This window comes from Janthinobacterium sp. C22, from assembly GCF_057919405.1.
This window is the reverse complement of the sequence record NZ_CP193659.1, coordinates 4617437-4642751: the sequence shown is the minus strand read 5'-3', so window position 1 is coordinate 4642751 and position 25315 is coordinate 4617437. Positions and strand designations below refer to the sequence as shown.

The window sequence follows — 25315 nt, the reverse complement described above, 5'->3', positions numbered from 1 at the left end:
ATGGCGCTAGTCTCATCCATATACATGGCAAGATTTACGATTCCACGCCAACGCAGATCGTTTCGGTTGGCTGGATCGAGTTTTTTAGCAAGGCAATAACGTCATCGCTAGATGTCGGAAAAAGGCTTGGGGCTCTTCTGGTCAGAGAAAATGCTCTTTTTTCGATAGAGTCATCATTGCTTTTTCTAACAGCACGAGATTTTGGATGCATTGACGTAGAGAATCATCATTTCGAATAAGCTCATCTAACTGTTGTTTATGTGTTAGTTGATGCCCTACCCAGCTATCAAATGTATCTAGCCACGACCAGAGATTATCTGCCGATACTCCGCCAGCGCTAACGCGCCTTACGATGAGATAATTGGCAAAATCGGCAATATCGTAAATTGTATGGGGATTGAGTGGATTACCTAGTGCTTTCGTTGCAGATGCAAGGTGATCAAGAATTCCATCAAGACGTGAGAGCGGTAAGTGTTGCTGCATACGTAGAAGGATACCAATCGTGCGATTGTCGATCTGTGTATGGCTTATGACTAGGTCGACAATCAAACTGTCATCTAAATGAGCATAGCCGACTTCATCGCTTATTTCTATCGCTAGACGAACGGAGAGATCGTTTCCATATGCGTGTAGAGTTCGTATGATAGTTGCCCAATCTTCATCGACTACTAATCCCCCAAGTGCCTCCGCTGCTGCGCTTCTATTTGCGAAAAAAGCGCTGTCGTCTAGTACGAGAGCACGTAGTTCGTTCGTGAGATCAGACGCAATCTTCGCTCCTTTCATCGCTTCAAGTATAAGCAGACGCAGACCGAATGGTGTTTTAGGATGAGTGATCAGTTCGCGCACCTCGCTGAGGAGTTCTGATTGAACGATCCCACGTACCGAATAGGAACCCCAGTCGCGGAAATCAGGATTATCACTAGCAAGGCGTTGCAGGGCGTTAATAAGGGCACGTGCTTGTTCAAGTGAGATGTCATCGGCGTCACCATATTCGATGACTCCCATAGGGTCTGCCGCAATTACTTGAAATGCAAGCGAGGGTTCGCGCGCTAGCCAAGCATGAAGTCCCCGAAGGTTTGCAGGTACCAAACCATGACTGTGAAACAGAGTAAGAAGACGTCTGCGTTTGCGTTGCGTGTTAGCGTTCTTTGCCAGCCAATGTGCAGCCAGGAATTCACCGATCCGGCGATGCCAGTAGCTGAACCGGTCTGCGCCGTCCGCCTTGAATAGTCTACTTGATAGCATCGCCCGGATATCATTGGTGCCCGGAAGAATAGAGATATCGGCAAGTAGTAGCTCTCCTTCGCTTAGGTTCGCTGCTGCTTTCCGCACCAAAGCTTCGCTACCAGTCAGGATTAATGCCGCAAAAGCTGCACCAGTAGCGTTGAGTCCGGCTTCCTCCGCGGGTTGGTAGGACGCTTTGCTATCCTGATGTTCAACTCGTAATACTTCGATTGCTTTTGAGAAAAGTTCACTACGCGTCTCTGGTAAATCTTCCTTATCAGCAACTCTGACTATTAGCTCTAGTGTTTGTGGATTACCGAGCAGGCCCTGCAGGTTACGCGCATTGAAATGCTCGATCACTTTTTGTGCTGTATCGTTTCCCAGTCTAGAACCAAGAAAATTGACTGCATCATCATCATTGAAAGGTTCAAGGTGCAGTTCAAGTGGTTTTTCTACATATTGCTCGTTAATAGCTGCCAGGCCAGTAGCACTACGCCAATCCGCTACACGACATGACAATACAAAAGTCGGGTAGCCAAGCTCTCCCAGCTTTTGAAGGACTTGGTCAACTGCATCTCCACCCTGTTGTGTGCTCACTTCATCTAAAGCGTCAATTAACAAAATTTTGGCATCGCCAAGAAGGGTATGAGGATTATGACGATTAAGGAGTTGGCGAGCAGTACAGCGTGCATAGGCTGAATTTGTGGCCAGCCATTCAAGAAGATAGGACTTCCCCATTCCAGCTTCGCCAAGGATGATCATTGGTTCAGTACGCTGAACAAGATCAGCTTGCGAAAGTGTGCCCGTGTTTGCCTCGTCTTTTTGATACCAAAGTGTTCTGAGGATTGCCTTGTGTTCAATCTGAGAGGTATTCGTCATCAAACATCTGCCTTTCTTGGCGACCTTAAGTCAACTTCCTATGGCTGTGATCATCTTGATGCAGCCCCGCCATCGCCGCCGTCTCCGGCTGCAGGGTAATATGGTCGATGCCATGCTTGGCCAGCAGCATTTTCTTGATCGCGCGCAAGACCTTCGGCCAATGGTCGAGGTGTTCGATTTCCACGTGGCCGATCAGGGCCGGCTGGCCCGGCGACATGTCCCACACATGCAGATCGTGCACGGCGATCACGCCGTCCACTTGTTCCACGTCCGCGCCCACCTGGACGTAGTCGATGTGCATGGGCACGCCTTCCATCAGGAAATGGTAGGACTCCTTCAATACTCCAAACGTGGATTTCAGAATCAGCAGGGATACCAGCACGGACAGCAGCGGGTCGATCTGCATCCAGCCCGTGAAGTAAATCACGGCGCCCGCGACGATGGCGGCGACCGAGCCGAGCAGGTCACCCATCACGTGCACGAGGGCGGCCCGCGTATTCACGCTTTGCTTGTCTTTCGACAGCACCCACGCCACCACCACGTTGATCGCCAGGCCGATGAAGGCGACGACGAAGACAATGCCGCCCTTGACGGGTTGCGGGGCGGAAAAGCGCAGCACGGCTTCATAGCAGATCCAGCCCACCACGCACAGCATGGCCAGGCCGTTGACGAAGGCGGCCAGCGCCTCGGCGCGGCCAAAGCCGAACGAGTGGCGCGGCGACGGCGGGCGGCGCGCGATCAGCTGCGCCAGCAAGGCCAGGCCCAGCGCGGCCGCGTCAGTCACCATGTGGCCCGCGTCGGAAATCAGCGCCAGCGAATTGGACAGGAAGCCGGCCGCCACCTCGATGCCGGCAAACGACAGGGTCAGGCCCAGCGCCCACGCGAGGATGCTCTGGCTGCGGCCCTCGAATGAGTGGGTGTGCTTGGCGTCGCCTTTCAGGTGGGCGTGCAAATGGGTGGCGTCGTGTTCGGTGTGCGTCGGCTGCATGGAATGCTTTGTTGAATGAGGTTGCCGTCAGTGTAATTGAAAAGCAACAACATAGTCGGCACGACAAAAAACCCGCAGGCCTAAAGGCACTGCAGGTTTTTGCTGAGATACATCATTTACTGCGCGGCCGTCTCGCCAAACTTGCCTTCGCGGAAGTCCTGCACGGCCTGGAATACTTCCGCCTGGGTATTCATGACAAACGGGCCATACTGCGCGATGGGCTCGTTCAAGGGCTGGCCGGCGACGAGGATCACGCGGCCGCCGTCCGGTGCTTCGATGCGCACGCCGTCGCTGTCTGGCGTATTGGCGAAGATGGCCATGCGCAGGGCGGGCACGGCCTTGCCATCGACCTGCACTTCGCCGCGGAAGGTGTACAGGAAGGCGTTATGGCCTGGTGGCAAGGGCTGCTCGAAACTGCTGCCGGCAGGCAAGTCGATATCGAGGTACAGCGGTTCCGTCAGCTCCCGCTGCACGGCGCCCGTCACGCCATGGCTGGTCCCTGCGATCACTTGCACGGCCACGCCCGCGTCCGTCGTGTAGCGGGGGATTTCGTTGCTCGTGAAATCGCGGTACCACGGCGTGCGCATCTTGTCGCGCGCGGGCAGGTTCAGCCACAGCTGAAAACCTTCCATCACGCCTTCTTCCTGCTCCGGCATTTCCGAGTGGATCACGCCGCTGCCGGCCGTCATCCATTGCACGCCGCCCGAGCTCAGCAAGCCTTCGTGGCCAGCGCTGTCCTTGTGGCGCATGCGCCCCGTGATCATGTACGACACCGTCTCGAAACCCCGGTGCGGATGCTCGGGGAAACCGGCGATATAGTCGTTCGGCTTGTCGCTGGCAAAGTTGTCGAGCATCAAGAATGGGTCGAGACGGCGCTGCAACTGCTGCGTCAGCACGCGGTTGATCTTCACGCCGGCGCCATCCATGACGGCCTGGCCGGCGATCACGCGCTCGACGGCGCGTGGCTTGTTGACGGTGGTGATGTCGCTCATTGCTTTCTCCTCTAGGCCAGGACGGCGCCAGTGCGCCGCCCCATTCACTGCTGGGAATTACACCAAAATGGCGTTGATCTCGGCGTCCGCCTGGGCTTGCGCCTTGGCGACGGCTTCCGGGCCCATGCCCATGCCTTCCGAATACACGTACTGCACGTCGGTCATGCCCAGGAAGCCGAACATGGTGTTCAGGTAAGGCACCTGGCTATCGTTGGCGCTGTCGCGGTGCAAGCCGCCGCGGGACAGTCCCACGTAGACTTTCTTGCCGGCCAAGAGGCCCACGGGGCCGTTTTCCGTGTACTTGAAGGTGACGTTGGCGCGGGCAATCGCGTCGAACCAGCTTTTCAGTTGCACGGTGATGCCGAAGTTGTACATCGGCGCGCCGATGACGATGACGTCAGCCGCTTGCACTTGCGCAATCAAAGCGTCGTCCAGGGCGATGCGGGCTGCCTGTTCCGGCGTGCGTTTGTCGGCCGGCGTGAACAGCGCTTGCAGGGTCGGCTCGTCGAGCACGGGGTGCGGTTGGGCAGCCAGGTCGCGGCGCGCCACGGTAGCGCCGGGGTTGGCGGCTTGCACGCGGGCAACGATGGCGTCAGCCAGGCGGGTCGAGGCGGAACCGGTGCTGCGGGCGCTGGAATTGATTTGCAGGATGTTCATCTTGTTTTCTCCGTTGTGAGGTGTCTTGCGATGGATGAACTATAGCAATTCCAAAATTGATGCGGAAGCCGTTAAAATGGATAACATTAATCCACTCATGGAACAATTGACTGTAAAGGTAAGCGATGGATATCGATCCCGGAGATTTGCTGCTGTTCGCCCGCGTCGTCGAGTGCGGCAGTTTTTCGCGCGCCGCCGTGCGCGTGGACTTGCCCAAGTCGACCCTGTCGCGCCGCATCTCGCAGCTGGAAGCGAAGCTGGGCGAACGGCTGTTGCTGCGCACCACGCGCAAGCTGGCGCTGACGGAATTTGGCGCCAGCTTGCTCGAGCACGCGCGCAAGGTGGTCGAGGAAACGGAGGCGGCCGGCGCGCTGGCGCAGCACCGCCAGGCGGGGCCCAGCGGCTTGCTGCGCATTTCCATGCCGGCCGACTTCGGCGACGCGCTGATGCGCCAGGTGCTGGCCGAGTTCGTGCGCCGTTATCCGGCCATTTCGCTGGAACTGGACTTGTCGGCGCGCCGCGTGGATTTATTGGAGGAAAATTTCGACCTGGCCATCCGCATGGGCAACCTGCCCGACGACGCCAGCCTGTCCGCGCGCCGCGTGGCCTTCAGTACCCTGGCGCTGTATGCCTCGCCGCAATACACGAGCGTGCACGGCTTGCCCGAGCATCCCGACGATCTGTATGGCCATGATCTGCTCAGCTTGCCACGGGCCGTGCATGGCCTCGTGCACTGGACCTTGATTCGCGGCAAGACGACGTGGGAGCGCGATTTGCCCGTGCGCCTGCTGGCCAATTCGCCGGAATTGCTGGTGCGCATGGCCTGCACGGGCGTGGGCATCGCGGCCAGCACGGACCGCTTCGCCAAGGCCTATGTGGCGACGGGGGAACTGGTGCGCGTGCTGCCGGAGTGGAGTTTCCCGCTGGTCACGGGCTGGGCCGTATTTCCCGGCCGGCGCTTGATGCCGGCCAAGACGCGGGCGTTTCTCGATTTGATGGAAGAAATGTACCGGACCGACGCGCCCGTGTAGGCGCGTCCAGAGGATCTACCTGGGCACGTTGCCCATGACTTCGCCCAGCTGCACGGGGCCGGCCGGTTGCCAGTTGGCGTTGAATTGCACGGTGTCTTTCGGGAACAGCATCACGACGGTGGAACCGAGCAGGAAGCGGCCCAGCTCTTCGCCCTGTTTCAGCACCACATTGTCGTTGGCATAGCTCCAGTCGCGGATCTCGCCCGTGCGGGGCGGGTTGACGACGCCGTGCCAGACGGTGGCCATGCTGCCGACGATGGTGGCGCCCACCAGGGTCATGACGAAGGGGCCGTTGGCCGTGTCGAATACGCAGACGACGCGCTCGTTGCGGGCGAACAGGCCGGGAATGCCGCGCGCCGTCGTCGGGTTGACGGAGAATAATTCGCCGGGCACATAAATCATGCGCGTCAAACGGCCGTCGCACGGCATGTGGATGCGGTGGTAGTCGCGCGGGCTCAGGTACAGGTTGGCGAAGCTGCCGTGTTCGAACTGGGCCGCCAGCGCCGCGTCGCCGCCTACCAGGGCCGTGGTGCTGAAGTTGTGGCCCTTGGCCTGGAAGATCTGGTCCTTGTCGATCGTGCCGAACTGGCTGATGCGGCCATCGACGGGGCAGACGTAGTCGGCCTTGGCCAGCGGGCGGGCATCAGGGCGCAGCGCGCGCGTGAAAAAGTCGTTGAAGCTGGCGTAGTGCGTGATGTCCGGGTCCAGCGCCTCATCCATGTTGACGTTGTAGCGGCCGACGAACCAGCGGATCAGCCGCGTGGTCATGGCGCCGCCCTTGGCACCGGCGATGCGGCCGGCGAAGTTGGTCAACGCTCCCTTGGGCAGCAGATATTGAGGCAAAACGGCAAGACGGTCAGACACGATGGGAAGCCTTTGACGGGGTGATGGGAATCGGCGAAAAACGCATTATAGCGGCGATGTGGCAGGCAATGATATGTGCCGTATGCAAGGGTGCGTATCGCAGTCTGCCACCGAATTTAATTTGCCATAGGAAATATTTTCAGGAAACTGTGTCGCTCGGAAAAAATTGCAGCACAATATGGCGGCCGGTTTTTTAGTTTTTAGCCATTTTTATTCAGCCAACTTTTTCAGCCAGGTCATGATGCCACGCCGTTGCCTCCGCCTCACCGTTGTTTGTTCCGCCGTTTTACTCGCCTGGAATGTCCAGGCCCAGCCATCCGAAACGCCAGCCGCCGACGGTGCCGCCGCCGCGCCGCTGAAGGCCGATAAAACCGCCGCGCCCGCCATGCAAACGGTCGAAGTCAAGGGCAGCGGCTACGATCCGCGCCGCGACGATACGGCCAGCAAGATGATCGTGGGCAGCGAGGAAATCCTCAAGTATGGCGACACGAACGTCACCGACGTGCTCAAGCGCTTGCCCGGCATTACCGTGTCCGGCGCGGCCGGGCGTTCGGGCGGCGAAATCCGCATGCGGGGCCTGGGCAGCGGCTACACGCAGATATTGCTCAACGGCGAGCGGGCGCCGGCCGGCTTTTCGCTCGACACCCTGTCGCCCGACGTGATCGAACGCATCGAGATTTTGCATGCGGCCAGCGCCGAATACAGCACCCAGTCGATTGCCGGCACCATCAACGTGGTGCTGAAAAAAGCGGTCAAGACGGCGCAGCGCGAACTCAAGCTGGGCGTGCAGGGCAGCGACGTGAGCTTCTCGCCCAGCGTGAACCTGCAATTGTCCGACCGCGACGGCAATTTCTCGTATTCGCTGGCCGGCTCGCTGTTCCGCTACGATTACCACTACGACAATCCCGGACTGGAACTGGGCTACGCGCCTGACGGCCGGCAAAACTTGCTGCGCCGCACGAATGGCACGGGCGACGGTCGTCCGGAAGGCATCAATCTGTCGCCGCGCCTGAACTGGGTGCTGGCCAACGGCGATAACGTGACGGCGCAATTCTTTTTCAACGGCGGGCGCTCGAACCACCGCAATTTCAGCCGCGCGGAAACAGAACTGGGCTTGCGCCCCGATTACGACACCAACACGGGCAGCTCCAGCAACCACAATGCCTTCGGCCGCAGCGACCTGACGTGGATGCACAAGCTGGCCGGCGGCGCCAAACTGGAACTGAAGATCGGCGCCTCGGCCGCCCGCAACACGTCCGACAGCCTGCAGCAGGGCTTTATCGACGGCAGCGGCCTGGCGCTCGAGCGCAAGGTGGGCGTGAAGGCGACGGAAAACGGCGTCAGTTCCACCGGCAAGTACTCCTCGCCCTTGCTGCCCGGCCATGCTCTGTCGATGGGCTGGGATGGCGCCTACACGGAGCGCGAGGAAACGCGCCGCCAGCGCGAAGCGGCGCTGGCGGCCTTGGGCGCGCGCCCGCCCGTCAACAGCGACGAGGGTTTCGACGCCACCATCCAGCGCCTGGCCCTGTACGTGCAGGATGAATGGGAAATCACGCCGCGCTGGTCGATGTATGCGGGCGTGCGCTGGGAAGGCATCGATACGCGCAGCGCGGGCGATACCTACGACGAAGTGAACCAGCGCACCAGCGTGTGGAGCCCGCTGCTGCAAACCCTGTGGAAGTTGCCCGATACCAAGGGCGACCAGGTGCGCCTGGCCCTGACGCGCACCTACAAGGCGCAGCCCACGGCGAGCCTGATTCCGCGCCGCAATACCTCGACGAATAACAGCCAGACGGACCCCGACCGCGAAGGCAATCCCTACCTGAAACCGGAGCTGGCGCTGGGCATCGATGCCTCATATGAGCACTACTGGGCCGAAGGCGCCTTGCTCAGTGCGCGCGCCTCGGCCCGCCGCATCGATGGCTATACGCGCCAGGGCTTGCTGTTCATCAATGATCGCTGGGTCTCCACGCCCGTCAACGATGGCCGCGCGAATACGCAGACACTGGAACTGGAAGCGAAGTTCCCGCTGCGCGCCGTGCTGGCCGCGCCCGTGCCGGCCATCGACCTGCGCGCCAGCGTCAGCCGCAACTGGTCGCAGGTGGAGCAGGTGCCGGGGCCGAATAACCGGCTCGACCAGCAAACGCCCGTCAGCGGCAATTTCGGCATCGACTACAAGACGCCGGACGGCATGCTGACGACGGGCGGCAGCTTCAACTTCCGCAACGGCGGCCCCGTGCGCATCACCGAGCGCCAGAGCGCCTATACGTCGCCGCGGCGCGACGTCGACATTTATGCGCTGTGGAAATTCGATGCGAAGAACCAGCTGCGCCTGGCCGTGTCGAACCTGCTGGCGCAAGACTTCGAAAGCGACACCATCTATACAGATGCCAGCGGCACGATCGTGCGCAACAGCATCTCGCCGAGCTCGCCGCAGGCGCGCGCGACCCTGGAAATGAAGTTCTGATGGCGATGTTCTCGCGCTGAAAACCCCGGCCGGCATCCCCGCTGGCCTATAATCTCGGCAATTGCGCGCGCGGCCAGCCCGTGCGCGCCGCCTTTTCATTTGCCAAGATTGCTTTCCCCATGACGTTTTCCTCCCTCGGCCTGATCGATCCCCTGGCCCGCAAACTCGATGAGCTCGGCTATGCCAAGCCCACGCCCGTGCAGGCACAGGCAATCCCGGCCGTGCTGGCCGGGCGCGACCTGATGGCCGCCGCCCAGACGGGCACGGGCAAGACGGCCGGCTTTGCCGTGCCGCTGCTGCAGCGCCTGACCCTGGAAGGCGTGGTGGCGCCCCAATGCGTGCGCGTGCTGGTGCTGGTGCCCACGCGCGAGCTGGCCGAGCAAGTCTATGCCAGCTTCCGCAGCTATGGCGGCAACTTGCCGCTGCGCAGCTTTGTCGCCTATGGCGGCGTGCCCATCGAGCCACAGATCAGCAAGCTGCGCAAGGGCCTCGACGTGCTGGTGGCCACGCCGGGCCGTTTGCTGGACTTGCAGACGCAGGGCGCCGTCAAGTTCGAGCAAGTGCAGACGCTGGTGCTGGACGAGGCGGACCGCATGCTGGACCTCGGCTTCGAGCGCGAACTCGATATATTGCTGATGACGATGCCCAAGCAGCGCCAGACCCTGCTGTTCTCTGCCACGTTCTCGGACGCCATCCGCGCCATGGCGAAGACCATGCTGAAAGACCCGATTTCGGTGGAAGTCAGCGCGCGCAACAGCACGGTGAAGGCCGTGAAGCAGTCGGTGATCGTGTGCGACAAGAAACGCAAGCCGGAACTGTTCTTGCACTTGCTGAAGAAAAAGCGCTGGGGCCAGGTCCTCGTCTTCGTCAAGACGCGCAAGGGCGTCGAGCTGCTGGTGAACACCTTGCTGGAGCAGGGCGTGCGCGCCGATTCCATCCACGGCGACAAGACCCAGCCGAACCGCCTGCGCGCGCTGGCCCGTTTCAAATCTGCCGAGGTGCAAGTGCTGGTGGCTACCGACGTGGCCGCCCGTGGCCTCGATATCGACCAGTTGCCCGTCGTCGTCAATTTCGACTTGCCCACCGTGGCGGAAGACTATATCCACCGCATCGGCCGCACGGGCCGCGCGGGCGCCTCGGGCGAAGCCATTTCCCTCGTCTGCGCCGACGAAGTCGAATTGCTGTCGGCCGTGGAAGCGCTGACGCGGCAAACCCTCAAACGCAACGAGGAACCCGGTTTCGAGGCGGAACACCGCGTGCCGGGCACGTCCGCCGGCGGCACCATCCAGAAAAAGATCGTGAAAGTGCTGGCGCCGAAGGCGGCGGAGCGGGCCAAGAAAAGGCGCTTCTACAAATAATCGGCGCAGTTGGCCGGGCAGGGCAAGGCGCGCAGCACGGATATCGCATTCGTGCCATCATGCGCCATGACCTCGATACCTTTGTTCCCGCTCAATACGGTGCTGTATCCCGACGGCTATCTGCCCCTGCAGATCTTCGAGGTACGCTACCTGGACATGATACGTCAGTGCATCATGGGCGAGCAGCCGTTCGGCGTGGTGCAGTTGCTGGACGGCGCGGAAGTGCGCAAGCCGGGCCAGCTGGAAACCCTGGCGCCCGTGGGCACGCTGGCGCGCGTTATCGACTGGGCCGCGCCCTTGTCGGGCTTGCTGCAAATCAAATGCATGGGCATGCAGCGCTTCCACATCGTCTCCAGCGAACAGCTGAAGCACGGCTTGTGGATGGCGCAGATTGAAACCTTGCCGCCCGACAAAACCATCCCCATCCCCCAGGAGCAGCAGAACGTGGCCGACGCGCTGGGCGCCCTGATCCGCACCTTGCAGGAACAAAAGATTCCGCCGGAACAGATGCCCCTGCAGCCGCCGTACCGCCTCGACGAGTGCGGCTGGGTGGCGAACCGCTGGTGCGAGCTGCTGTCCCTGAGCGCCATGCAGAAACAGCTCCTGCTGAGCCAGGACAATCCCGTGCTGCGCCTGGAACTGGTACAGGATATGCTCACGGAAAACGGCTTGCTGGAAGAGTAGACACGCCAGGCCGCATGTTTTCTCGCGCTTCCGTTGTGCAATTGCAATTACTATTGAGAAATACTTTACGCTTTGCCTCCGCTGACATAAGATAATGCCCCTGGGCAAGATTGCCCTGGGCAACATTCAAGAGCAGACGACATGGCAAAAGTAAGCGCGGAACAGATCAATGCGGCAATGGAAGCGATGGCGGGCGAAGGCCAGGCCATCACGGTGCGCGCCTTGCGCGAACGGCTGGGCAACGGCGCCTGCCTGGGTACCATCAGCAAGCTATTGCAGCGCCGCAAGGCGGGTGCGCAGCGCCAGATCGCTGCCGCCGCCGAACTGTCGCCCGTGCTGCAGCAAGCCATCCTCGATTATGTAGGACAGGAATTAAGCGCCAGCCACAGCGCGCATGAAGCCGAGATGAACGACAATCAACAGGAATTGATGGACCTGGCCAGCGAAAACGAGCGCCAGCAAGAGTTGCTCGACATGCAGGCGGGCGAACTGGAAACCTTGCGCGAGGAACTCGAACGCGAGCGGCAAGTGGCGAACCAGGCCCGCACGGACCTGGCCAAGGCGCAACTGCGCCTGGAAGGCTTGCCGCGCCTGGAAGAGGCGGCCGAACAGGCGCGCATGGACCTGGCCAAGGCGCAATTCAAGCTCGAAGGTATCCCCCGCCTGGAGGAGGCCGCCGAAGCGGCGCGCGCGGAACTGATCCAGGCCCAGCTGAAGCTGGAAAGCCTGACGCGCGTGGAAACGGAACTGGCGGCCGTGCGCCTGGAACTGGAAGCGGAACGCGAAGAGCTGGGCGAAACGCGCGCCGAGCTGGACGAGGAGCGTACCTTGCGCATCAAGGCGCAGCAGTTTATCGTCGATCCCATCTTCAAGACCCCTGTCTGAGGACGCCTGGCCTAAGCTGCTGCGCGTCGGTATAGGTAGCCTGCGATGCTCACCGCACTTCAGTGCGGTTGCGCTTCTCGGCCACCTCTCCCTTCCGCTCGCGACGCTTTTGCCAGGCGTCGATGCGTCGTGGGGGGCGTGTCTGATGTGACATACTGGGTTAGACGGCGCACGGAATCGTGATGCAAGGCGCCGCAGAATCCATGCTGGATGTGGGCGTAAAGGCTTGGCATGGTAACGCTGATCGTCATCGGTGCTTCCGTGGGCGGCGTGGATGCGCTGTCCACCATCTTTGCCGCCTTGCCGGCGAGTTTCCCTGCGGCGATTCTGGCCGTCATGCACGTGGGGGCGCGCAAGAGCGTGCTGCCCGCCATCCTCGGCAAGAACTCCGCCTTGCCCGTGCGCTTTGCCGTAACGGGCGAACCCTTGCGCGCCGGCTGCATCCTGCTGGCGCCGCCGGACCGGCATATGCTCGTCGCCAGGCTGGCTGGCCGGGCGACGGTCGAGCTGACCCGGGGTCCCATGGAACATCACACGCGTCCCGCCATCGACCCGCTGTTTCGCAGCGCGGCCGCCGCTTTCGGCCCGGCGGTGGTGGGCGTGATCCTCAGCGGCTACCTCGACGACGGCACGGCGGGCTTGCGGGCCATCAAGGCCTGTGGCGGCAAGGCGCTGGTGCAGGAGCCACGGGAGGCGCAAGCGCCATCGATGCCGTACAGCGCGCTGGCCCATGTGGACGTGGACTGGCGTTTGCCCGCCGCCGGCATCGCTCCCGTCCTGCTGGCGCTGGCCGGCACCGGCCGGGCCGCATTCGCTTAAAATAGCGCACGCCCGGCCCCTGCCGCGCAAGGCATCGATAGCAAAGAAGGTTTATGTCAGTAGAGAAAAATTCACCGGCCCCCGGGCGTCTGCCGCCCTCCACGGCACCGCGCGCGCTGCCGCCCCGGCCGCCAGCAGAATTCAGTTCGCCCGAAGCGGCCCTGGCGCGCAAGCAGGCGCGCGAAGACAAGGATGCGCAGGTGCGTGGCGTCACGTCCATCGACGCCATGCGCGAGGCCATCAAGCGCGCGGCGCGCGGTTTGCCCTCCATCGCCGAGGTGCCGCGCCTGCCCATGCTGGATGCCGGCGCCTTCCGCGCGCGCGCCGCGCTGGGCTTGCCCTTCCTGATGCGCGGGCTGGTGCGGCGCTGGCCCTTGTCGGCATTGGGGCCAGAGGTCTTGCGCGAGCAGTTCAGCCACGTGCCCGTGCGTGCGCGGGTGGGCGACTACATCAACACGGCGTTCGCGGCCGACCGCGCCATGCAGGACATGTCGATGGGGCAATATCTGGACCTGGTGGAAGAAGGGGGCACGCGTTGCCGCCGTATCTGGGCAACCTGGAATTGCGCGAACTGAACCGGCTGTGCCACTGGCCCACGTATTTCGACAAGATGGGCCCGCCGCGCTTCTGGGTGGGGCCGGCCGGCACGGTGACGCCCCTGCATTGCGATTACGACGACAATATCTTCGCGCAAGTGTGGGGACGCAAGCGTATCTTCCTGTCGCCGCCGCACCACGATGCCTTCCTGTATCCCAGCGAAGCGAACGCCATCCTGTTCGGTTCGCCCTTCGACCCGGAAGCGCCCGATTTCCAGCGTTTCCCCTGGCGCGCCAGGCTGCCATGATCGAATGCCTCGTCGAGCCGGGCGACATGCTGTACGTGCCCGCTGGCTGGTATCACCAGGTGCGCGCACTGACGTTTTCGCTGTCCTCGAACCGCTGGGCCAGGGCCATGCCGCTGGCCCTGCATGGCGGGGCGGCGCTGCGGCGTACCGAGGCCTGATCTTATGGCGCGATGGCCAGTGCTGGCAGGCGCACCGTGCTGGCAGTGGAAACCGGATGAATGTGGCCAGCCAGGAATCCAGGGAAAACCATGATGGTGTCTACTTTGCACAAGCCAACCTTACACAACAGGGCCTGCGCTGCCAACAGTTCGCGCACCATCCACGCGGCGGCGGAAGCCGTCGAAAGCTGCCAGCTGCTTGCCGCCTTGCTGTGCGGCGCGCTGGCGGGCACGGCGAAAGACGCGCTGATGGACCGTATCGCGTTCCGGCCTGCGGAACCGAAGCTGGTGGAGCTGGCCAGCGGCAGTTTCCTCGCCAAGACGGAGCAGCAGATACGCGGCAGCGGCTATTGCGTGGAATCGCTGGAAGCGGCGGTATTGCGCGCAGTCAACTTGGGGAGGATGCCGATACGACCGGCGCCATCGTCGGCCAGCTTGCCGGCGCGTATTATGGCGCGCAGGCGATTCCGCCGCTATGGCTGGAAGCGTTGGCCATGCGCGGCGATATCGAGGAACTGGCGGGCAAATTGTTCGAGCGGGCCCGGGACTAGCGCAGGCTGCAGCCCACCAGCAGCAGCATCGGCCGTTCCCGCTCTTCCGCCAGGGCCGGCTGCTGCGCCACCTGCTCGTCGCTCGGCCCCCATTCTTCCACATGCTCCAGCTGGAAACCCGCTTGCAGCAGTGCATTGATTGTCGTGCCCAGGGTGCGGTGCTGTTTGATGACGCCGGGCGCCAGCCAGTCCGACACGCGCGGGCCCTGCTGCTGGTAGCTGTCGACGGGCCAGCATTTTCGGCCTTGCCCATCCGTCAGCCAGCCCGGCTGGCGCGGCGCCATGAAGATCGGGTGCTCGATGGAAAACACCAGCTTGCCTCCGGGCTTCAAGCCGTGGCGGATGGCGGCCAGCAAGGTGGCGAAATCCGCGATGTAGTGCAAGGCCAGCGAGCTGTAGATCAGGTCGTAGCCGGCGGGCGGCAAGGCCAGTTGTTCCAGGTCCAGCCGCGCATAGCTGACGGCCGCGTGCGTCCCCATGGCATTCGCCTGCGCCAGCATCTTTTCCGACACGTCCACGCCCAGCACCCGCGCCGCGCCCTGTTCTGCCGCCCAGCGGCAGAACCAGCCATAGCCGCAGCCCAGGTCGAGCACGCTTTTTCCCTGCAACTGGGGCAGCAGGGCGCGCATGGCCGGCCATTCGGGCGCGCTGCCGAGGCCGCCGATGGAGCGGGGCAGCTGGCTGTAGGCCGTGAAGAAGGCGTCGTTGTCGTAGATATTCTGGGTCATGGTTCAAGCTCCTTGCGGGCGCTGCGTTTGGCATGGCCGCCCCGCTGCGCCCGGTAAATGCCCGCGTGGCCGGAAAACAGGTAGGCCACGACGCAGGCGATGGCCGCGTACACGCCGATCTCGGCGCCGAACAGTTCCATGGCCATCAGGGTCGAGGCGATCGGCGTGTTGGCGGCGCCCGCGAAGACGGCGACAAAGCCGATGGCGGCCAGCAGAGTGACGGGCTGGTGCAGCAGCGGCCCCAGCGCATTGCCCAGGGTGGCGCCGATGAAGAACAATGGCGTCACTTCCCCGCCCTTGAATCCCGTGCCCAGCGAGACGATGGTAAATGCCATCTTGCCGAGGAAATCCCAGGCGGGCAGCGGTTCCTTGAGCGCGTCGACGATGGTGGGGATGCCCAGGCCGATATAATTGTCGGTGCCCAGTAGCCACACGGCGACGGCGACGGCGACGCCGCCCGCCAGCGGGCGCAGCGGGGCATAGGCAATCTTGCGCTTCATCCAGCCGCTCAAGCCGTGCGTGGCTTGCGCGAATACTTTGCCCGTGATGCCGAACAGCACGCCCGCGATGACCATGGCGCACAAGGTCCAGGTTGAAAGGGCGGGAATCAGCGGTACGGCGTAATGCGTATGCTGGACGCCCCACAGCAAGCCCACCTGGTCGGCGATGACGGCGGCAGCCAGGCAGGGCAGCATGGCTTCGTAGCGCAGGCGGCCGATGGCCAGCACTTCCAGGCCGAAGATGGCGCCCGCCAGCGGCGTGCCGAAGACGGAGGCAAAGCCGGCGCTGATGCCGGCCATCAGGATGATGCGGCGGTCTTCATTGTTCAGACGAAACATGCGCGTGAGCTGGTCGGCCAGCGCGCCGCCCATCTGCACGGCCGTGCCTTCGCGCCCGACGGAGGCGCCGAACAGATGCGAGATGACGGTGCCGCCCAGCACCAGCGGCGCCATGCGCAGCGGGATGATTTTTTCGGATCGTGGATTTCATCGATGAGCAGATTCGCACCGCCCTCGACACTGCTGCCGTAGCGCAGATACAGCCAGCCGACGGCAAAGCCCGCCATGGGCAGCAGCCAGATCAGCCAGGTGTGCGCCAGGCGCGTACGCGTGGCCCAGTCGAGGGCGAACAGGAAGCCGGCCGAGGCCGACCCGGCCAGGACGGCCACGACAAAGGCCAGCAGCAGCCATTTCAACAGATGCTGCAGCAGATCGGCGAGGGCGCTCAGGCGGTGCATCGGTCATCCAGTCATGGGTGATGGGTGGGTGTTTCTTACAGGCCCAGTTCCGCCACCAGCGCCTGGCCGATGGCCCGCTGTTCGGCCAGGATGGCGCGCAGGTGGTGGGGGCGTGTCTTGACATTCGTCATGACAACGCGCAGCACGTTGGTCGGGCCAGGGTAGCGCGTCGATTCGAGCACCGTGCGCGACACGAAGCTGTGGCCTTCGGCCTTTTGGCGGTTTTGCAGCTTGGCGTTCAAGGTGTTCAGCTGCTTGTTCAGCTCGGTGGCCGCCTCAACCTGTCCGCCGGCCAGCATTGTCTCCATGCGCTGGCGCAAGGGCGCGGGCACGTAGCGGTAGGTGAGAATGAAGGTGTCGGAGCGCGTGACGAGTTCGAAATCCTGCTGGTCTGCCAGCAAGTCCTGCAACTGGCCGGACAAGGTGGCCGCCTGCCGCAGCAGGGCCGTGTAGCCGGACACGCCCAGCACCTTGAATGAGGTCCACAGTTTCAAGGCATCGAAGCGGCGCGAGCCTTCCAGCGACGTCTGGCCCAGGTCGCCCGAGTTGTCGCGCAGGATGTAGTTGGCGTTGTGCTTCAACAGGTTCAGGCTGGCGCTGTCCTTGAACAGCACCATGCTTTGCGCCATCGGCACCCACAGCAATTTATGCCCGTCGATGACGACGGAGTCGGCCAGGGCGATGCCGTCGTACAGGGCGCGGTACTGTTCGGCAATCAGCAGGGCCCCGCCCCAGGCCGCATCCACGTGGAACCAGATGTTTTCCCGCGCGGCAATCGCCGCCATGGCGGCCAGCGGGTCGATGGCGCCCGTTTCCGTCGTGCCGGCGATGCCGATCATGGCGACGACCTTGATCTTGCGCGACTTTAAGTCGGCAATCGTCGCTTCCAGCGCGGCGACGTCGATGCGGTTGTCGCGGTCGACGGCCACCAGGTGCAGGGCGTTTTCGCCGAGGCCCAGGGTCGCCAGCGCCTTTTTCACGGAATAATGGCTGCGGGCCGAACCGATCACGGCCAGTCCCGCGTAGCCGGATTCTTGCATGGCGGCAAACAGACCGCGTTTGCGCGTGCCGGGCAATTGTTTTTCCAGTGCCACGGCCAGCGCCGTCAGGTTGCCCATGGTGCCGCCATTGACGACATTGCCCAGCGCGCCGCTGGTGGCGGCCATGGCCTGCGCGTAGACGGCGTCCGGCTGCTGGTACACCTGGCGGTGCAGCCAGCCCAGGATCTGCTTTTCGATCAGGGTCGACACGTACGCCGTCTCGATCTTGACCTGGTTCTGGTTCAGGGTGGCCGTAAACGCTTCGGCCAGCACGCTGATCCAGGGCAAGGCCTGCGTCATGTGGCCGATGTATTGCGGATGGTTCAGCTGGGCCGTATTGGCCAGCACGGTGGCGTCCAGCTCCTGCAGGAAATCGGCCACGGGCATGCCGTGCGCGGGCGGGCTGATGTCGGACAGCTGCGTCAGCAGTTCCGCATACGGCGTGTGCGGATACGGTTCGGCGCGTTCGGCCGCCAGCCAGCCGCCCAGCATGCGCAGGGCCTGCTGCAAGGGCGCGGGTGCCTGCTGCAGCGCATCGATGGAAAAATGCTGCCGCAGCAGCTGTTCGATAGGGGTCTCGGTCATGGCGCGTTGTCTTTTCTACGGATTGCTGGTGCCACGGTGACAAACGAATTGCGCCCAGGCGGAAGCGGGATTTTACCCGACTCCGCCTGGGCGCATCAGTTTGCTATTTGCAAATGGTAATTAGAAGTAATTCAGGCCCAGCGCCGACTTGACTTCATCGGCCGTGCGGGCCGCCACTTCGCGCGCCTTGAAAGTGCCTTCTTTCAACATCTGGATGACCTGCCCCTTGTCTTTTGCGAACTCTTCGCGGCGGGCGCGGATCGGCGCCAGCATTTCCTGCAAGACCACGTCCAGGCGCTTCTTGACGATGCTGTCGCCCAGGCCGCCGCGCACGTAATGGGCTTTCATTTCGGCCAGCGCCGCTTTTTCCGGATCGAACGCGTCCAGGTAGGTAAACGCGATGTTGCCTTCCAGGTGACCCGGGTCTTCCACGCGCAGGTGCAGCGGGTCGGTGTAGACTTTTTCACGGCGGCCGTGATTTCGGCCGGGGTCGCGCCCAGGTTGATGGTGTTGCCCAGCGACTTGCTCATCTTCGCCTTGCCGTCGATGCCGGGCAGGCGGCCGATATCCGGCACCAGCGCCTTGCATTCCATCAGCACTTCACGGTTGTACATGCGGTTGAAGCGGCGCACGATTTCATTCGTTTGCTCGATCATGGGGATCTGGTCTTCGCCCACGGGCACCACGCCCGCCTTGAAGGCCGTGATGTCGGCCGCCTGGCTGGCCGGGTAGGTCAGGAAACCGGCCGGAATGTCGCGCTCGAAGCCGCGCAGGCGGATTTCTTCCTTGACGGTGGGATTGCGCTCGAGGCGCGCCACGGTGACGATGTTCAGGTAGTAAAAGGTCAGCTCGGCCAGTTCCGGGATCTGCGACTGGATGAAGACCGTGGTCTTGCTCGGGTCGATGCCGACGGCCAGGTAGTCGAGCGCCACTTCGACGACGTTGCGGTGCACCTTGTCGATGTCGTCCATATTGTCCGTCAGCGCCTGCGCGTCGGCCAGCATGATGAATTGCTTGTAGCTGTTCTGGTAGGCGACGCGGTCGCGCAGGCTGCCCACGTAGTGGCCCAGGTGCAGGGGGCCGGTGGGGCGGTCGCCTGTCAGGATCACGGATTGCGACGCGATGGCGGCGGCGGACAGCGGTGCTGCCGGGGCGTTGTCGGTGTCGGGGGTATCGGGGGTGTTAGGCAAGCTCATCAAGTTTCCTTTTGAGCCGCCTGCATCGGGGATGATCCAGGCTGAGCCTGTTACGCCACCGATCGAGGCGGCGTGGATCAAATTCACATCACTATAGAGTGGCCGCGCGAAAGTGAGCGGGACCACCAATTCAAGCAGGCGTGTTGTGACGGGATAAATTTCATGGCGATATGGTTGCAGTTCGGGCGCGTTCTGTCAAGTTGCGTGCCCATATATCTGCTGCGCCGCGTCAGAGGCTAGCCTACTGCGGAACTTGCTTTCCGGGTACTATTGCCGTTCGGCCACTTTTGCGTGGCATGAATCATTGGAGAACAGTATGCGCGTGTCGTCCCCCGTCCGGCTCACCGGCCTGGCCCTGGTTATGAGTTCCCTGTTTGCCGCGCCCGTGCTGGCGCAAACGCCGCCGATGGCGCCCGATATCGGCGCCAGGCTGGTGATGCCCGATATGAATGATTACGTCAAGCGCGTGGTGATGATCCCCATGCGCGACGGCGTCAAGCTGTACACGGTGATCGTCGTGCCGAAGGACGCCAAGCGGGCGCCGATCATGCTCACGCGCACGCCGTACAACGCGGCCCGCCGCGCGCAGCGCGCCACCAGCGCCAGCATGCTGGCCACCTTGCCGCAGGGCGACGATACCCTGGTGGAAAACGGCTACATCCGCGTGTTCCAGGACGTGCGCGGCAAGCATGGCTCGGAAGGCGATTACGTGATGACGCGCCCCGTGCGCGGCCCGCTGAACAATACCAAGGTCGATAACGTGACCGATGCATGGGACACCATCGATTGGCTGGTGAAAAATGTACCGGAAAGCAATGGCAAGGTGGGCATGCTCGGTTCCTCGTACGAAGGGCATACGGTACTGATGGCCCTGGTCGACCCGCATCCGGCGCTGAAGGTGGCCATTCCCATGAGCGCCATGGTCGATGGCTGGCGCGGCGACGACTGGTTCCATAACGGCGCCTTCCGCATGCCGAGCCTGTCTTATCTGGCGTGGCAGACGAGCGTGCGCGGCAGCGGCGAGGCGCCCGTGCTGGGCGTCTACGACGACTACGACGCGTATCTGCGCATCGGCTCGGCCGGTGATTTCGCGAAGAAATTCGGCATCGACAAGCTGACCTACACGAAAAAGCTGTTCGAGCATCCGGCCTACGACAGTTACTGGCAGGAACAGGCGCTCGATAAAATCCTCGCCAAGCGTCCGCTGATCGTGCCCACCATGCACGTGGTGGGGCAGTGGGACCAGGAAGACATCTATGGCCCCTATGCCACCTATACGGCGATGGAAGGGCGCGACAAGCACAACAACCTCAATTACCTGGCCATCGGCCCGTGGCGCCATAGCGGCGTCAACTATGAAGGCTCCAGCCTGGGCGCCCTGAAGTTTGACGGCGATACGGCACGCCAGTTCCGCGAAAAAGTCATGCAGCCATTCCTCAATCAATACCTGAAGGATGGCGCGCCGGAAGCGAACACGGCGCCCGTCGTGTCCTACCAGAGCGGCACCAACCAGTGGCAGCGCCTGCAGCAGTGGCCGCTGGCTTGCGAGACCTGCGACACGAAGCTGACGCCGATCTACCTGCAGGACGGTTCCAGGCTGGGCTTTGCGGCGCCATCGGGCGCTGCGGAGGCGGCGGAAGGCGCGTTCGACGAATACGTGGCCGATCCGGCCAAGCCCGTGCCTTTCGTGCCCCGTCCCGTGCGCCTGAGCGATGCCGACGTGTGGAAGCCATGGCTGGTCAGCGACCAGCGCGGCTATGCGGACCGCACGGACGTGCTCAGCTATGTTTCGGAACCGTTGAAAACGGCCGTGCGCATCGCCGGCGCACCGATGGTCAACCTGTTCGCCGCCACCAGCGGCACGGATGCGGACTGGGTGGTGAAACTGATCGACGTGTATCCGGACGAAGTGCCGTCGCAGCCGGCCATGGGCGGCTACCAGCTGGGCGTGGCCATGGATATCTTCCGCGGGCGCTACCGCGACAGCTTCGAGCACCCGACGCCGATACCGGCGGGCAAAGTGGAGCGCTACCGCTTCGCCTTGCCGAACGCGAATCACGTCTTCCTGCCCGGTCACCGCATTGCCGTGCAAGTGCAGTCGAGCTGGTTCCCCCTGTACGACCGCAACCCGCAAAACTACGTGCCTAACATCTTCCTGGCCGACCCAGGCCATTATAGAAAGGCGACGCAGCGCGTGTACCACGCGGCAGGGGCGGCCAGCGCGATCGAGTTGCCGATCGCGCCGCTCGACGCCCGCTAGCCCATGCGCATGAGGATGGCGCCCGCCGCGATCAGGCCGATGGCCACATAGCGGCGGGGGCTGATCTTTTCGCGCAGGAACAGGGCCGCAATGGCGATGGCGAACAGGATCGATGTTTCGCGCAGGGCCGCGATGGCCGCCACGGGTGCCTGCGTCATGGCCCACAGGGCCAGTCCATACGAGGCCAGGGTGCCGAAACCGCCAAAGGCGGCCAGATGCCATTGGGTTTGCGCATAGGCCAGCAGGCCGGCGCGGCGGCGCAGCACCGTCCATAGCAGCAGTCCCGTACCGTTCAAGACAAAAATCCACATGGTGTAGGCGGCCGGCGCGCCGGACAGGCGCACGCCGATGCCGTCGATCAGGGTATAGCTGGCGATGACGCAGGCGTTGCCCAGCGCAAAGGCGGTGGCGCGTCCCGTGTTTTTCGCGGCGATGGCCGTGGCGGGCCGGCGCGCGGCAACATACAGGCCGAAGATGCCCGCGCAGATGCAGGCGATGGCGCCCATCTGCATGGAAGACAGGCGCTCGCCGATCAGCGGCCAGCTGGCCAGCGCCACGATCAGCGGCGCGCTGCCGCGCATCAGCGGGTAGGCATGGCTCATGTCGCCGGCCTGGTAGGCGGCCGCCAGCAGAGAATAATAGGCGAGCTGCGCCACGGCCGAGGCGGCCAAGTAGGGCCAGCTGGCGGGCGCGGGAGCATCGACGAAGGGCAGGATTGCCAGCGAGATCAGGGCCGCGCCCACGGAGACGAGCACGGTGGTGAGAAAGGTATCCTTGCCCGACTTGACGATGGCGTTCCAGCTGGCATGCAGCAGGGCGGCAAACAGGACGACGGCGACGACGAGACCGGACATGCAGGCCTTAGCGCGGGCGTATGCTCTGCGACAACAGTTCCTGGCGGTGATGGCGCTGGAAGCTTTCCATCAGGGAGCCCGAGCGGCTGGCTTTTTCCAGCAGTTCGCGCAGGGCCGCCTGGTCATCCGCCGTCAGCGACTTGCGCGACAGGTAGACGCCGCTCATGCCCCACGGCAATTCCGGCAAGGCTTCCAGGCGCAGGCGGTCGGCCAGGCCGTACACGCGCGCATCGTTTTGCGCCACGCCGGCGAGGATGGTGGGGCTCATGATGGTGGCGTCGATGAAGCCGCTTTGCATCAGGCGCGCCACGGACAGCGCGTCGACTTCGTAGAACAGGCGGCCCTGGCCGCTCAGCTCCTTGGCCAGCGCCTGGTAGGACACGCCATAGTCGTAGCCGCGCACGAGCGCCACGCGCAAGTCGCGCCGCTCGATCAGTTCCTGCATGGTGTTGATGGGCGTGCGCGTGCCTTGCAGCGAGATCAGCAGAGGCCGGCTGCCCATCAGGGGGATGAACAGGCCGTGCTGGTCGCGCCGCGGCGTGCTGCTGGCGGGTATCAGCATGTCGGCCTTGCCCGCCTCGAACATCGCCTCCAGGCGCGCGCGGGGCACGGCCGTGAAGATGAAATTACAGCCGAGCTTGGCGCCCATGCTGCGCAGCAAGTCGGGGTAGATGCCGCCGATGGCGGCGCCATTGACCACCACGCTGGCGCCGATGGCCGAGACGGGCACCTGGATGTCGCGCGAGCATTGCGCGCCCGCCAGGGCCGGCAGCGCCAGCGCCAGCATGGCCATGGTCCGGCGCCAGGCGCTGGAATAAAAGTCAGTCATACCCATCCTTGCTCACCATCGAATCGCGGGCGTCGGCAACGTCCGCTTGATTATCCCATTCTCGCCGATCTATTTCTCAAATGCAATATTATCCCGCTGACTACTTTGTGGTGGAAACCACAAGTCTTGCCTGGCGCTGCGCCTGGAAGTAGCGCCAGGCCACCACGATGCCCAGGGTTTGCATGATGGCGCACAGATAGAAGGTGCTGCCGATGCGCCAGTCCTGCGGCGGCAAGTGGCTCACCTCGCCGAGGATCATGCTGCCGAGCAAAGGCATGAAGATGATGCCCAGGCTGCTGATCGATTGCAGGGAGCCCATCAGTTCGCCCTGTTCGCCGGCGTTCGATGATTTCGAGATGATGCCTTGCAGTGCTGGGCCGGCGGCAAAGGCCAGCAGGTTGCACAGGATCAACGCATACATCATCCAGCCTTGCGTGGCCAGGCCGTACAGCAGGTAGGTGAGGGCGCCAGACGCCATGCCCAGCAAGGACAAACGCACTTCACCGAAACGCTTGATGAGGATGCCCAGCAAGCCCGCCTGCACGACGGCCGCGCACAGGCCCACGCAGAACATGGCGATGCCGTTCTGGCGCGGCGTCCAGTCGAAGCGGAAATGCGTGTACAGCACCCAGGTGGTGTTGAGCATCATTTGTGCAAACGTCATCAGGCCGAAGGCCAGCACCAGGCCGCGGATCTCCACGCGGCGCACCAGTTTTATCAGGGCGGCGAACGGATTGATGCGCGCCAAAGTAAAGGGCGCGCGGGGACCGGGCCGCAGCGATTCGGGCACGCAGAAATAGCCATAGATGAAATTGGCCGCTGACAGGCCGGCCGCCACGTAAAACGGCAGGCGCAGGTTGATCTCGCCCAGCAGGCCGCCCAGCATGGGGCCGCAGATGAAGCCCAGACCGAAGGCGGCGCCGATCTTGCCGAAGCTCTTGGCGCGGTTATCGTGGGTGGAAATATCGGAGGCGTAGGCGGACGCGACCGACATGCTGGCCGACGAGACGCCGCCGATGATGCGGCCGATGAACAGGCAAGCCAGGTTCGGCGCCCAGCCCGTGGCGAGGAAATTGATGCCCATGCCGGCCATCGAGTACAGCAGCACGGGACGGCGTCCCACGCGGTCGCTGATGGCGCCCAGCATGGGCATGAAGATGAACTGCAGCAAGCCGAAGACGGCCGCCATGATGCCGTACCAGAACGCCTGCGCATCCTTGCCGTCGACAAAGTCGCCGATCAGGATGGGCAGTACGGGTACCACCAGGCCGATGCCCAGCATGTCGATGAAGACGCAGACGAGGATGAAATTGAGGTTGCCGGCGCGCGCGGGCGCGTCGTTGGACGGGGAATGGCCGTCGGGGCTGGTTTTATCGGACATGCATGCTTTCGGCGCGTTGGCAAAGCGCCAGCGCGCTGCAGTTTTCTGCTGGCGCGGCGCAATAGCTGAGGCTTGCATTATAGACAGCGTGGACCAGACTGGCTATCGCCACCCATGTCAGAGCGCAACTCCCCATTCGTCGGCAAAGGCGGCGCGGAAATCCGTCAGCACGGCCAGGCGCCGTTCAGCCAGCGCGCGGCCGGCCGCCGTCTGCATCTTGCCGGGCAGCTTGTCGAGCTTGGTGACGATATGGTCGAGCGCATACGCCTTGTCGTCGAGTTCGCGATGCCGGGCCAGCGGATCCGTGCCGTGCGCCAGCGCGCTATCCATGCGCGCCGCCGTATAGAACAGGCGCGCCAGTCCGACGGCGCCCAGCGCGTCGATGCGGTCGGCATCCTGCACGATCTGCGCTTCGAGCGTGTGCGGCGGCAAGTTGGCGGAAAAACTGTGCGTCTCGATGGCGTGGGCCACGCCAGCCAATTTTTCTGCCGGGAAGTCCAGTTCGGCCAGCTGGCGGCAAGCGAGGGTGGCTGCCTGGCGCGAGGCCAGGTGGCGCTCGGGGTGGTTTTTCGGCAGGTTGACGAGGTCGTGCAGATAGCAGGCGGCCATCACGGTGAGGGCGTCGGCCTGCGCATGCTCCTGCAGCAGGACGCTGGCGTTGCGCCAGACGCGGTGCAGGTGGTTGATGTCGTGGGCGCCGTCATCGCCCAGGCCGGCCGCGGCCAGCGCCAGCAGGCGTGGCTGCCATTGAGAAAGCAAAGAATCCATGGTTCAAAGTCATAAAAAGCAGGGGCCGCCAGTGTG

At 63.1% G+C, this 25315-nt stretch carries 19 protein-coding genes and 3 pseudogenes; 9 read left to right on the top strand and 13 right to left on the bottom strand.

The window, feature by feature from the left end:
- Nucleotides 1-141: 141 nt before the first annotated feature.
- The 4 genes from ACRHIG_RS21685 to ACRHIG_RS21670 form a co-directional block, all read right to left on the bottom strand.
- Nucleotides 142-2106: an NACHT domain-containing protein gene (locus ACRHIG_RS21685; protein WP_489627863.1), complete on the bottom strand. Its 1965-nt coding sequence runs from the start codon at nt 2104-2106 to the stop codon at nt 142-144.
- 22 nt (nt 2107-2128) lie between these two features.
- Nucleotides 2129-3091, bottom strand: a complete 963-nt coding sequence (locus tag ACRHIG_RS21680; protein WP_489627862.1) for a cation diffusion facilitator family transporter — start codon at nt 3089-3091, stop codon at nt 2129-2131.
- Nucleotides 3092-3207: 116 nt separating this feature from the next.
- A complete protein-coding gene (locus ACRHIG_RS21675) occupies nt 3208-4083 on the bottom strand; it encodes a pirin family protein (RefSeq protein WP_489627861.1) in 876 nt (291 codons plus the stop codon).
- Nucleotides 4084-4140: 57 nt separating this feature from the next.
- On the bottom strand, nt 4141-4740 hold the full coding sequence (locus ACRHIG_RS21670) for an FMN-dependent NADH-azoreductase (RefSeq protein WP_475414280.1): 600 nt from the start codon (nt 4738-4740) through the stop codon (nt 4141-4143).
- A gap of 125 nt (nt 4741-4865) precedes the next feature.
- Here ACRHIG_RS21670 and ACRHIG_RS21665 point away from each other — a divergent pair, with 125 nt between their 5' ends.
- Nucleotides 4866-5771 (top strand): LysR family transcriptional regulator, encoded by a 906-nt coding sequence (locus ACRHIG_RS21665; protein WP_070221552.1) that lies wholly within the window; start codon nt 4866-4868, stop codon nt 5769-5771.
- 15 nt (nt 5772-5786) lie between these two features.
- On the opposite strand, the gene asd is transcribed toward ACRHIG_RS21665, so the two are convergent.
- Nucleotides 5787-6635, bottom strand: coding sequence for an archaetidylserine decarboxylase (gene asd, locus ACRHIG_RS21660; RefSeq protein ID WP_475414279.1), 849 nt, complete (start codon nt 6633-6635; stop codon nt 5787-5789).
- Between the two features lie 238 nt (nt 6636-6873).
- On the opposite strand from asd, the gene ACRHIG_RS21655 reads away from it, so the two are divergent.
- From ACRHIG_RS21655 to ACRHIG_RS21625, 7 genes and pseudogenes are all read left to right on the top strand, one after another.
- Nucleotides 6874-9102 (top strand): TonB-dependent receptor plug domain-containing protein, encoded by a 2229-nt coding sequence (locus tag ACRHIG_RS21655; protein WP_489627860.1) that lies wholly within the window; start codon nt 6874-6876, stop codon nt 9100-9102.
- Between the two features lie 119 nt (nt 9103-9221).
- Nucleotides 9222-10460 carry a DEAD/DEAH box helicase gene (locus tag ACRHIG_RS21650; protein ID WP_475414277.1) on the top strand — a complete coding sequence of 413 codons (1239 nt, stop codon included), beginning with the start codon at nt 9222-9224 and terminating at the stop codon, nt 10458-10460.
- Between the two features lie 66 nt (nt 10461-10526).
- Entirely contained in the window at nt 10527-11144 is a 618-nt protein-coding gene (locus tag ACRHIG_RS21645) for an LON peptidase substrate-binding domain-containing protein (protein ID WP_489627859.1), read from the top strand.
- Between the two features lie 141 nt (nt 11145-11285).
- Nucleotides 11286-12029 carry a DNA-binding protein gene (locus ACRHIG_RS21640; protein ID WP_489627858.1) on the top strand — a complete coding sequence of 248 codons (744 nt, stop codon included), beginning with the start codon at nt 11286-11288 and terminating at the stop codon, nt 12027-12029.
- A gap of 231 nt (nt 12030-12260) precedes the next feature.
- Entirely contained in the window at nt 12261-12848 is a 588-nt protein-coding gene (locus ACRHIG_RS21635; RefSeq protein ID WP_489627857.1) for a chemotaxis protein CheB, read from the top strand.
- Nucleotides 12849-12901: 53 nt separating this feature from the next.
- A pseudogene (locus tag ACRHIG_RS21630) lies at nt 12902-13850 on the top strand (cupin-like domain-containing protein).
- 56 nt (nt 13851-13906) lie between these two features.
- Nucleotides 13907-14401: an ADP-ribosylglycohydrolase family protein gene (locus ACRHIG_RS21625; RefSeq protein WP_489627856.1), complete on the top strand. Its 495-nt coding sequence runs from the start codon at nt 13907-13909 to the stop codon at nt 14399-14401.
- Here the strand turns inward: ACRHIG_RS21625 and ACRHIG_RS21620 are convergent.
- From ACRHIG_RS21620 to trpS, 4 genes and pseudogenes are all read right to left on the bottom strand, one after another.
- A complete protein-coding gene (locus ACRHIG_RS21620; protein ID WP_489627855.1) occupies nt 14398-15129 on the bottom strand; it encodes a class I SAM-dependent methyltransferase in 732 nt (243 codons plus the stop codon). The genes ACRHIG_RS21625 and ACRHIG_RS21620 overlap by 4 nt on opposite strands.
- Nucleotides 15126-16366: pseudogene (locus tag ACRHIG_RS21615) on the bottom strand (voltage-gated chloride channel family protein). The gene ACRHIG_RS21620 and the pseudogene ACRHIG_RS21615 overlap by 4 nt, the downstream one beginning before the upstream one ends.
- A 35-nt stretch (nt 16367-16401) precedes the next feature.
- Nucleotides 16402-17991, bottom strand: coding sequence for a pyridoxal-dependent decarboxylase (locus ACRHIG_RS21610; RefSeq protein WP_489627854.1), 1590 nt, complete (start codon nt 17989-17991; stop codon nt 16402-16404).
- A gap of 120 nt (nt 17992-18111) precedes the next feature.
- Nucleotides 18112-19187: pseudogene (gene trpS / locus ACRHIG_RS21605) on the bottom strand (tryptophan--tRNA ligase).
- Nucleotides 19188-19503: 316 nt separating this feature from the next.
- Between trpS and ACRHIG_RS21600 the strand changes: the two are divergent.
- The gene (locus ACRHIG_RS21600; protein ID WP_489627853.1) at nt 19504-21447 is read left to right on the top strand and encodes a CocE/NonD family hydrolase; all 1944 of its coding nucleotides are present in this window, start codon (nt 19504-19506) and stop codon (nt 21445-21447) included.
- Here ACRHIG_RS21600 and ACRHIG_RS21595 read toward each other — a convergent pair.
- The 4 genes from ACRHIG_RS21595 to ACRHIG_RS21580 form a co-directional block, all read right to left on the bottom strand.
- Nucleotides 21444-22301, bottom strand: coding sequence for an EamA family transporter (locus ACRHIG_RS21595; protein WP_489627852.1), 858 nt, complete (start codon nt 22299-22301; stop codon nt 21444-21446). The genes ACRHIG_RS21600 and ACRHIG_RS21595 overlap by 4 nt on opposite strands.
- A gap of 7 nt (nt 22302-22308) precedes the next feature.
- A complete protein-coding gene (locus ACRHIG_RS21590) occupies nt 22309-23130 on the bottom strand; it encodes a substrate-binding periplasmic protein (protein ID WP_489627851.1) in 822 nt (273 codons plus the stop codon).
- A 100-nt stretch (nt 23131-23230) separates the two neighbouring features.
- Nucleotides 23231-24511, bottom strand: a complete 1281-nt coding sequence (locus ACRHIG_RS21585) for a TCR/Tet family MFS transporter (protein ID WP_489627850.1) — start codon at nt 24509-24511, stop codon at nt 23231-23233.
- 117 nt (nt 24512-24628) lie between these two features.
- A complete protein-coding gene (locus ACRHIG_RS21580; RefSeq protein WP_489627849.1) occupies nt 24629-25279 on the bottom strand; it encodes an HD domain-containing protein in 651 nt (216 codons plus the stop codon).
- Nucleotides 25280-25315: the final 36 nt, after the last annotated feature.

Coding starts and splice junctions, on each gene's coding strand:
- ACRHIG_RS21680 (WP_489627862.1), bottom strand. CDS start 3,091: ATGCAGCCGACGCACACCGAACACGACGCCACCCATTTGCACGCCCAC.
- ACRHIG_RS21675 (WP_489627861.1), bottom strand. CDS start 4,083: ATGAGCGACATCACCACCGTCAACAAGCCACGCGCCGTCGAGCGCGTG.
- ACRHIG_RS21670 (WP_475414280.1), bottom strand. CDS start 4,740: ATGAACATCCTGCAAATCAATTCCAGCGCCCGCAGCACCGGTTCCGCC.
- ACRHIG_RS21665 (WP_070221552.1), top strand. CDS start 4,866: ATGGATATCGATCCCGGAGATTTGCTGCTGTTCGCCCGCGTCGTCGAG.
- ACRHIG_RS21655 (WP_489627860.1), top strand. CDS start 6,874: ATGATGCCACGCCGTTGCCTCCGCCTCACCGTTGTTTGTTCCGCCGTT.
- ACRHIG_RS21650 (WP_475414277.1), top strand. CDS start 9,222: ATGACGTTTTCCTCCCTCGGCCTGATCGATCCCCTGGCCCGCAAACTC.
- ACRHIG_RS21645 (WP_489627859.1), top strand. CDS start 10,527: ATGACCTCGATACCTTTGTTCCCGCTCAATACGGTGCTGTATCCCGAC.
- ACRHIG_RS21640 (WP_489627858.1), top strand. CDS start 11,286: ATGGCAAAAGTAAGCGCGGAACAGATCAATGCGGCAATGGAAGCGATG.
- ACRHIG_RS21635 (WP_489627857.1), top strand. CDS start 12,261: ATGGTAACGCTGATCGTCATCGGTGCTTCCGTGGGCGGCGTGGATGCG.
- ACRHIG_RS21625 (WP_489627856.1), top strand. CDS start 13,907: ATGAATGTGGCCAGCCAGGAATCCAGGGAAAACCATGATGGTGTCTAC.
- ACRHIG_RS21620 (WP_489627855.1), bottom strand. CDS start 15,129: ATGACCCAGAATATCTACGACAACGACGCCTTCTTCACGGCCTACAGC.
- ACRHIG_RS21610 (WP_489627854.1), bottom strand. CDS start 17,991: ATGACCGAGACCCCTATCGAACAGCTGCTGCGGCAGCATTTTTCCATC.
- ACRHIG_RS21600 (WP_489627853.1), top strand. CDS start 19,504: ATGCGCGTGTCGTCCCCCGTCCGGCTCACCGGCCTGGCCCTGGTTATG.
- ACRHIG_RS21595 (WP_489627852.1), bottom strand. CDS start 22,301: ATGTCCGGTCTCGTCGTCGCCGTCGTCCTGTTTGCCGCCCTGCTGCAT.
- ACRHIG_RS21590 (WP_489627851.1), bottom strand. CDS start 23,130: ATGACTGACTTTTATTCCAGCGCCTGGCGCCGGACCATGGCCATGCTG.
- ACRHIG_RS21585 (WP_489627850.1), bottom strand. CDS start 24,511: ATGTCCGATAAAACCAGCCCCGACGGCCATTCCCCGTCCAACGACGCG.
- ACRHIG_RS21580 (WP_489627849.1), bottom strand. CDS start 25,279: ATGGATTCTTTGCTTTCTCAATGGCAGCCACGCCTGCTGGCGCTGGCC.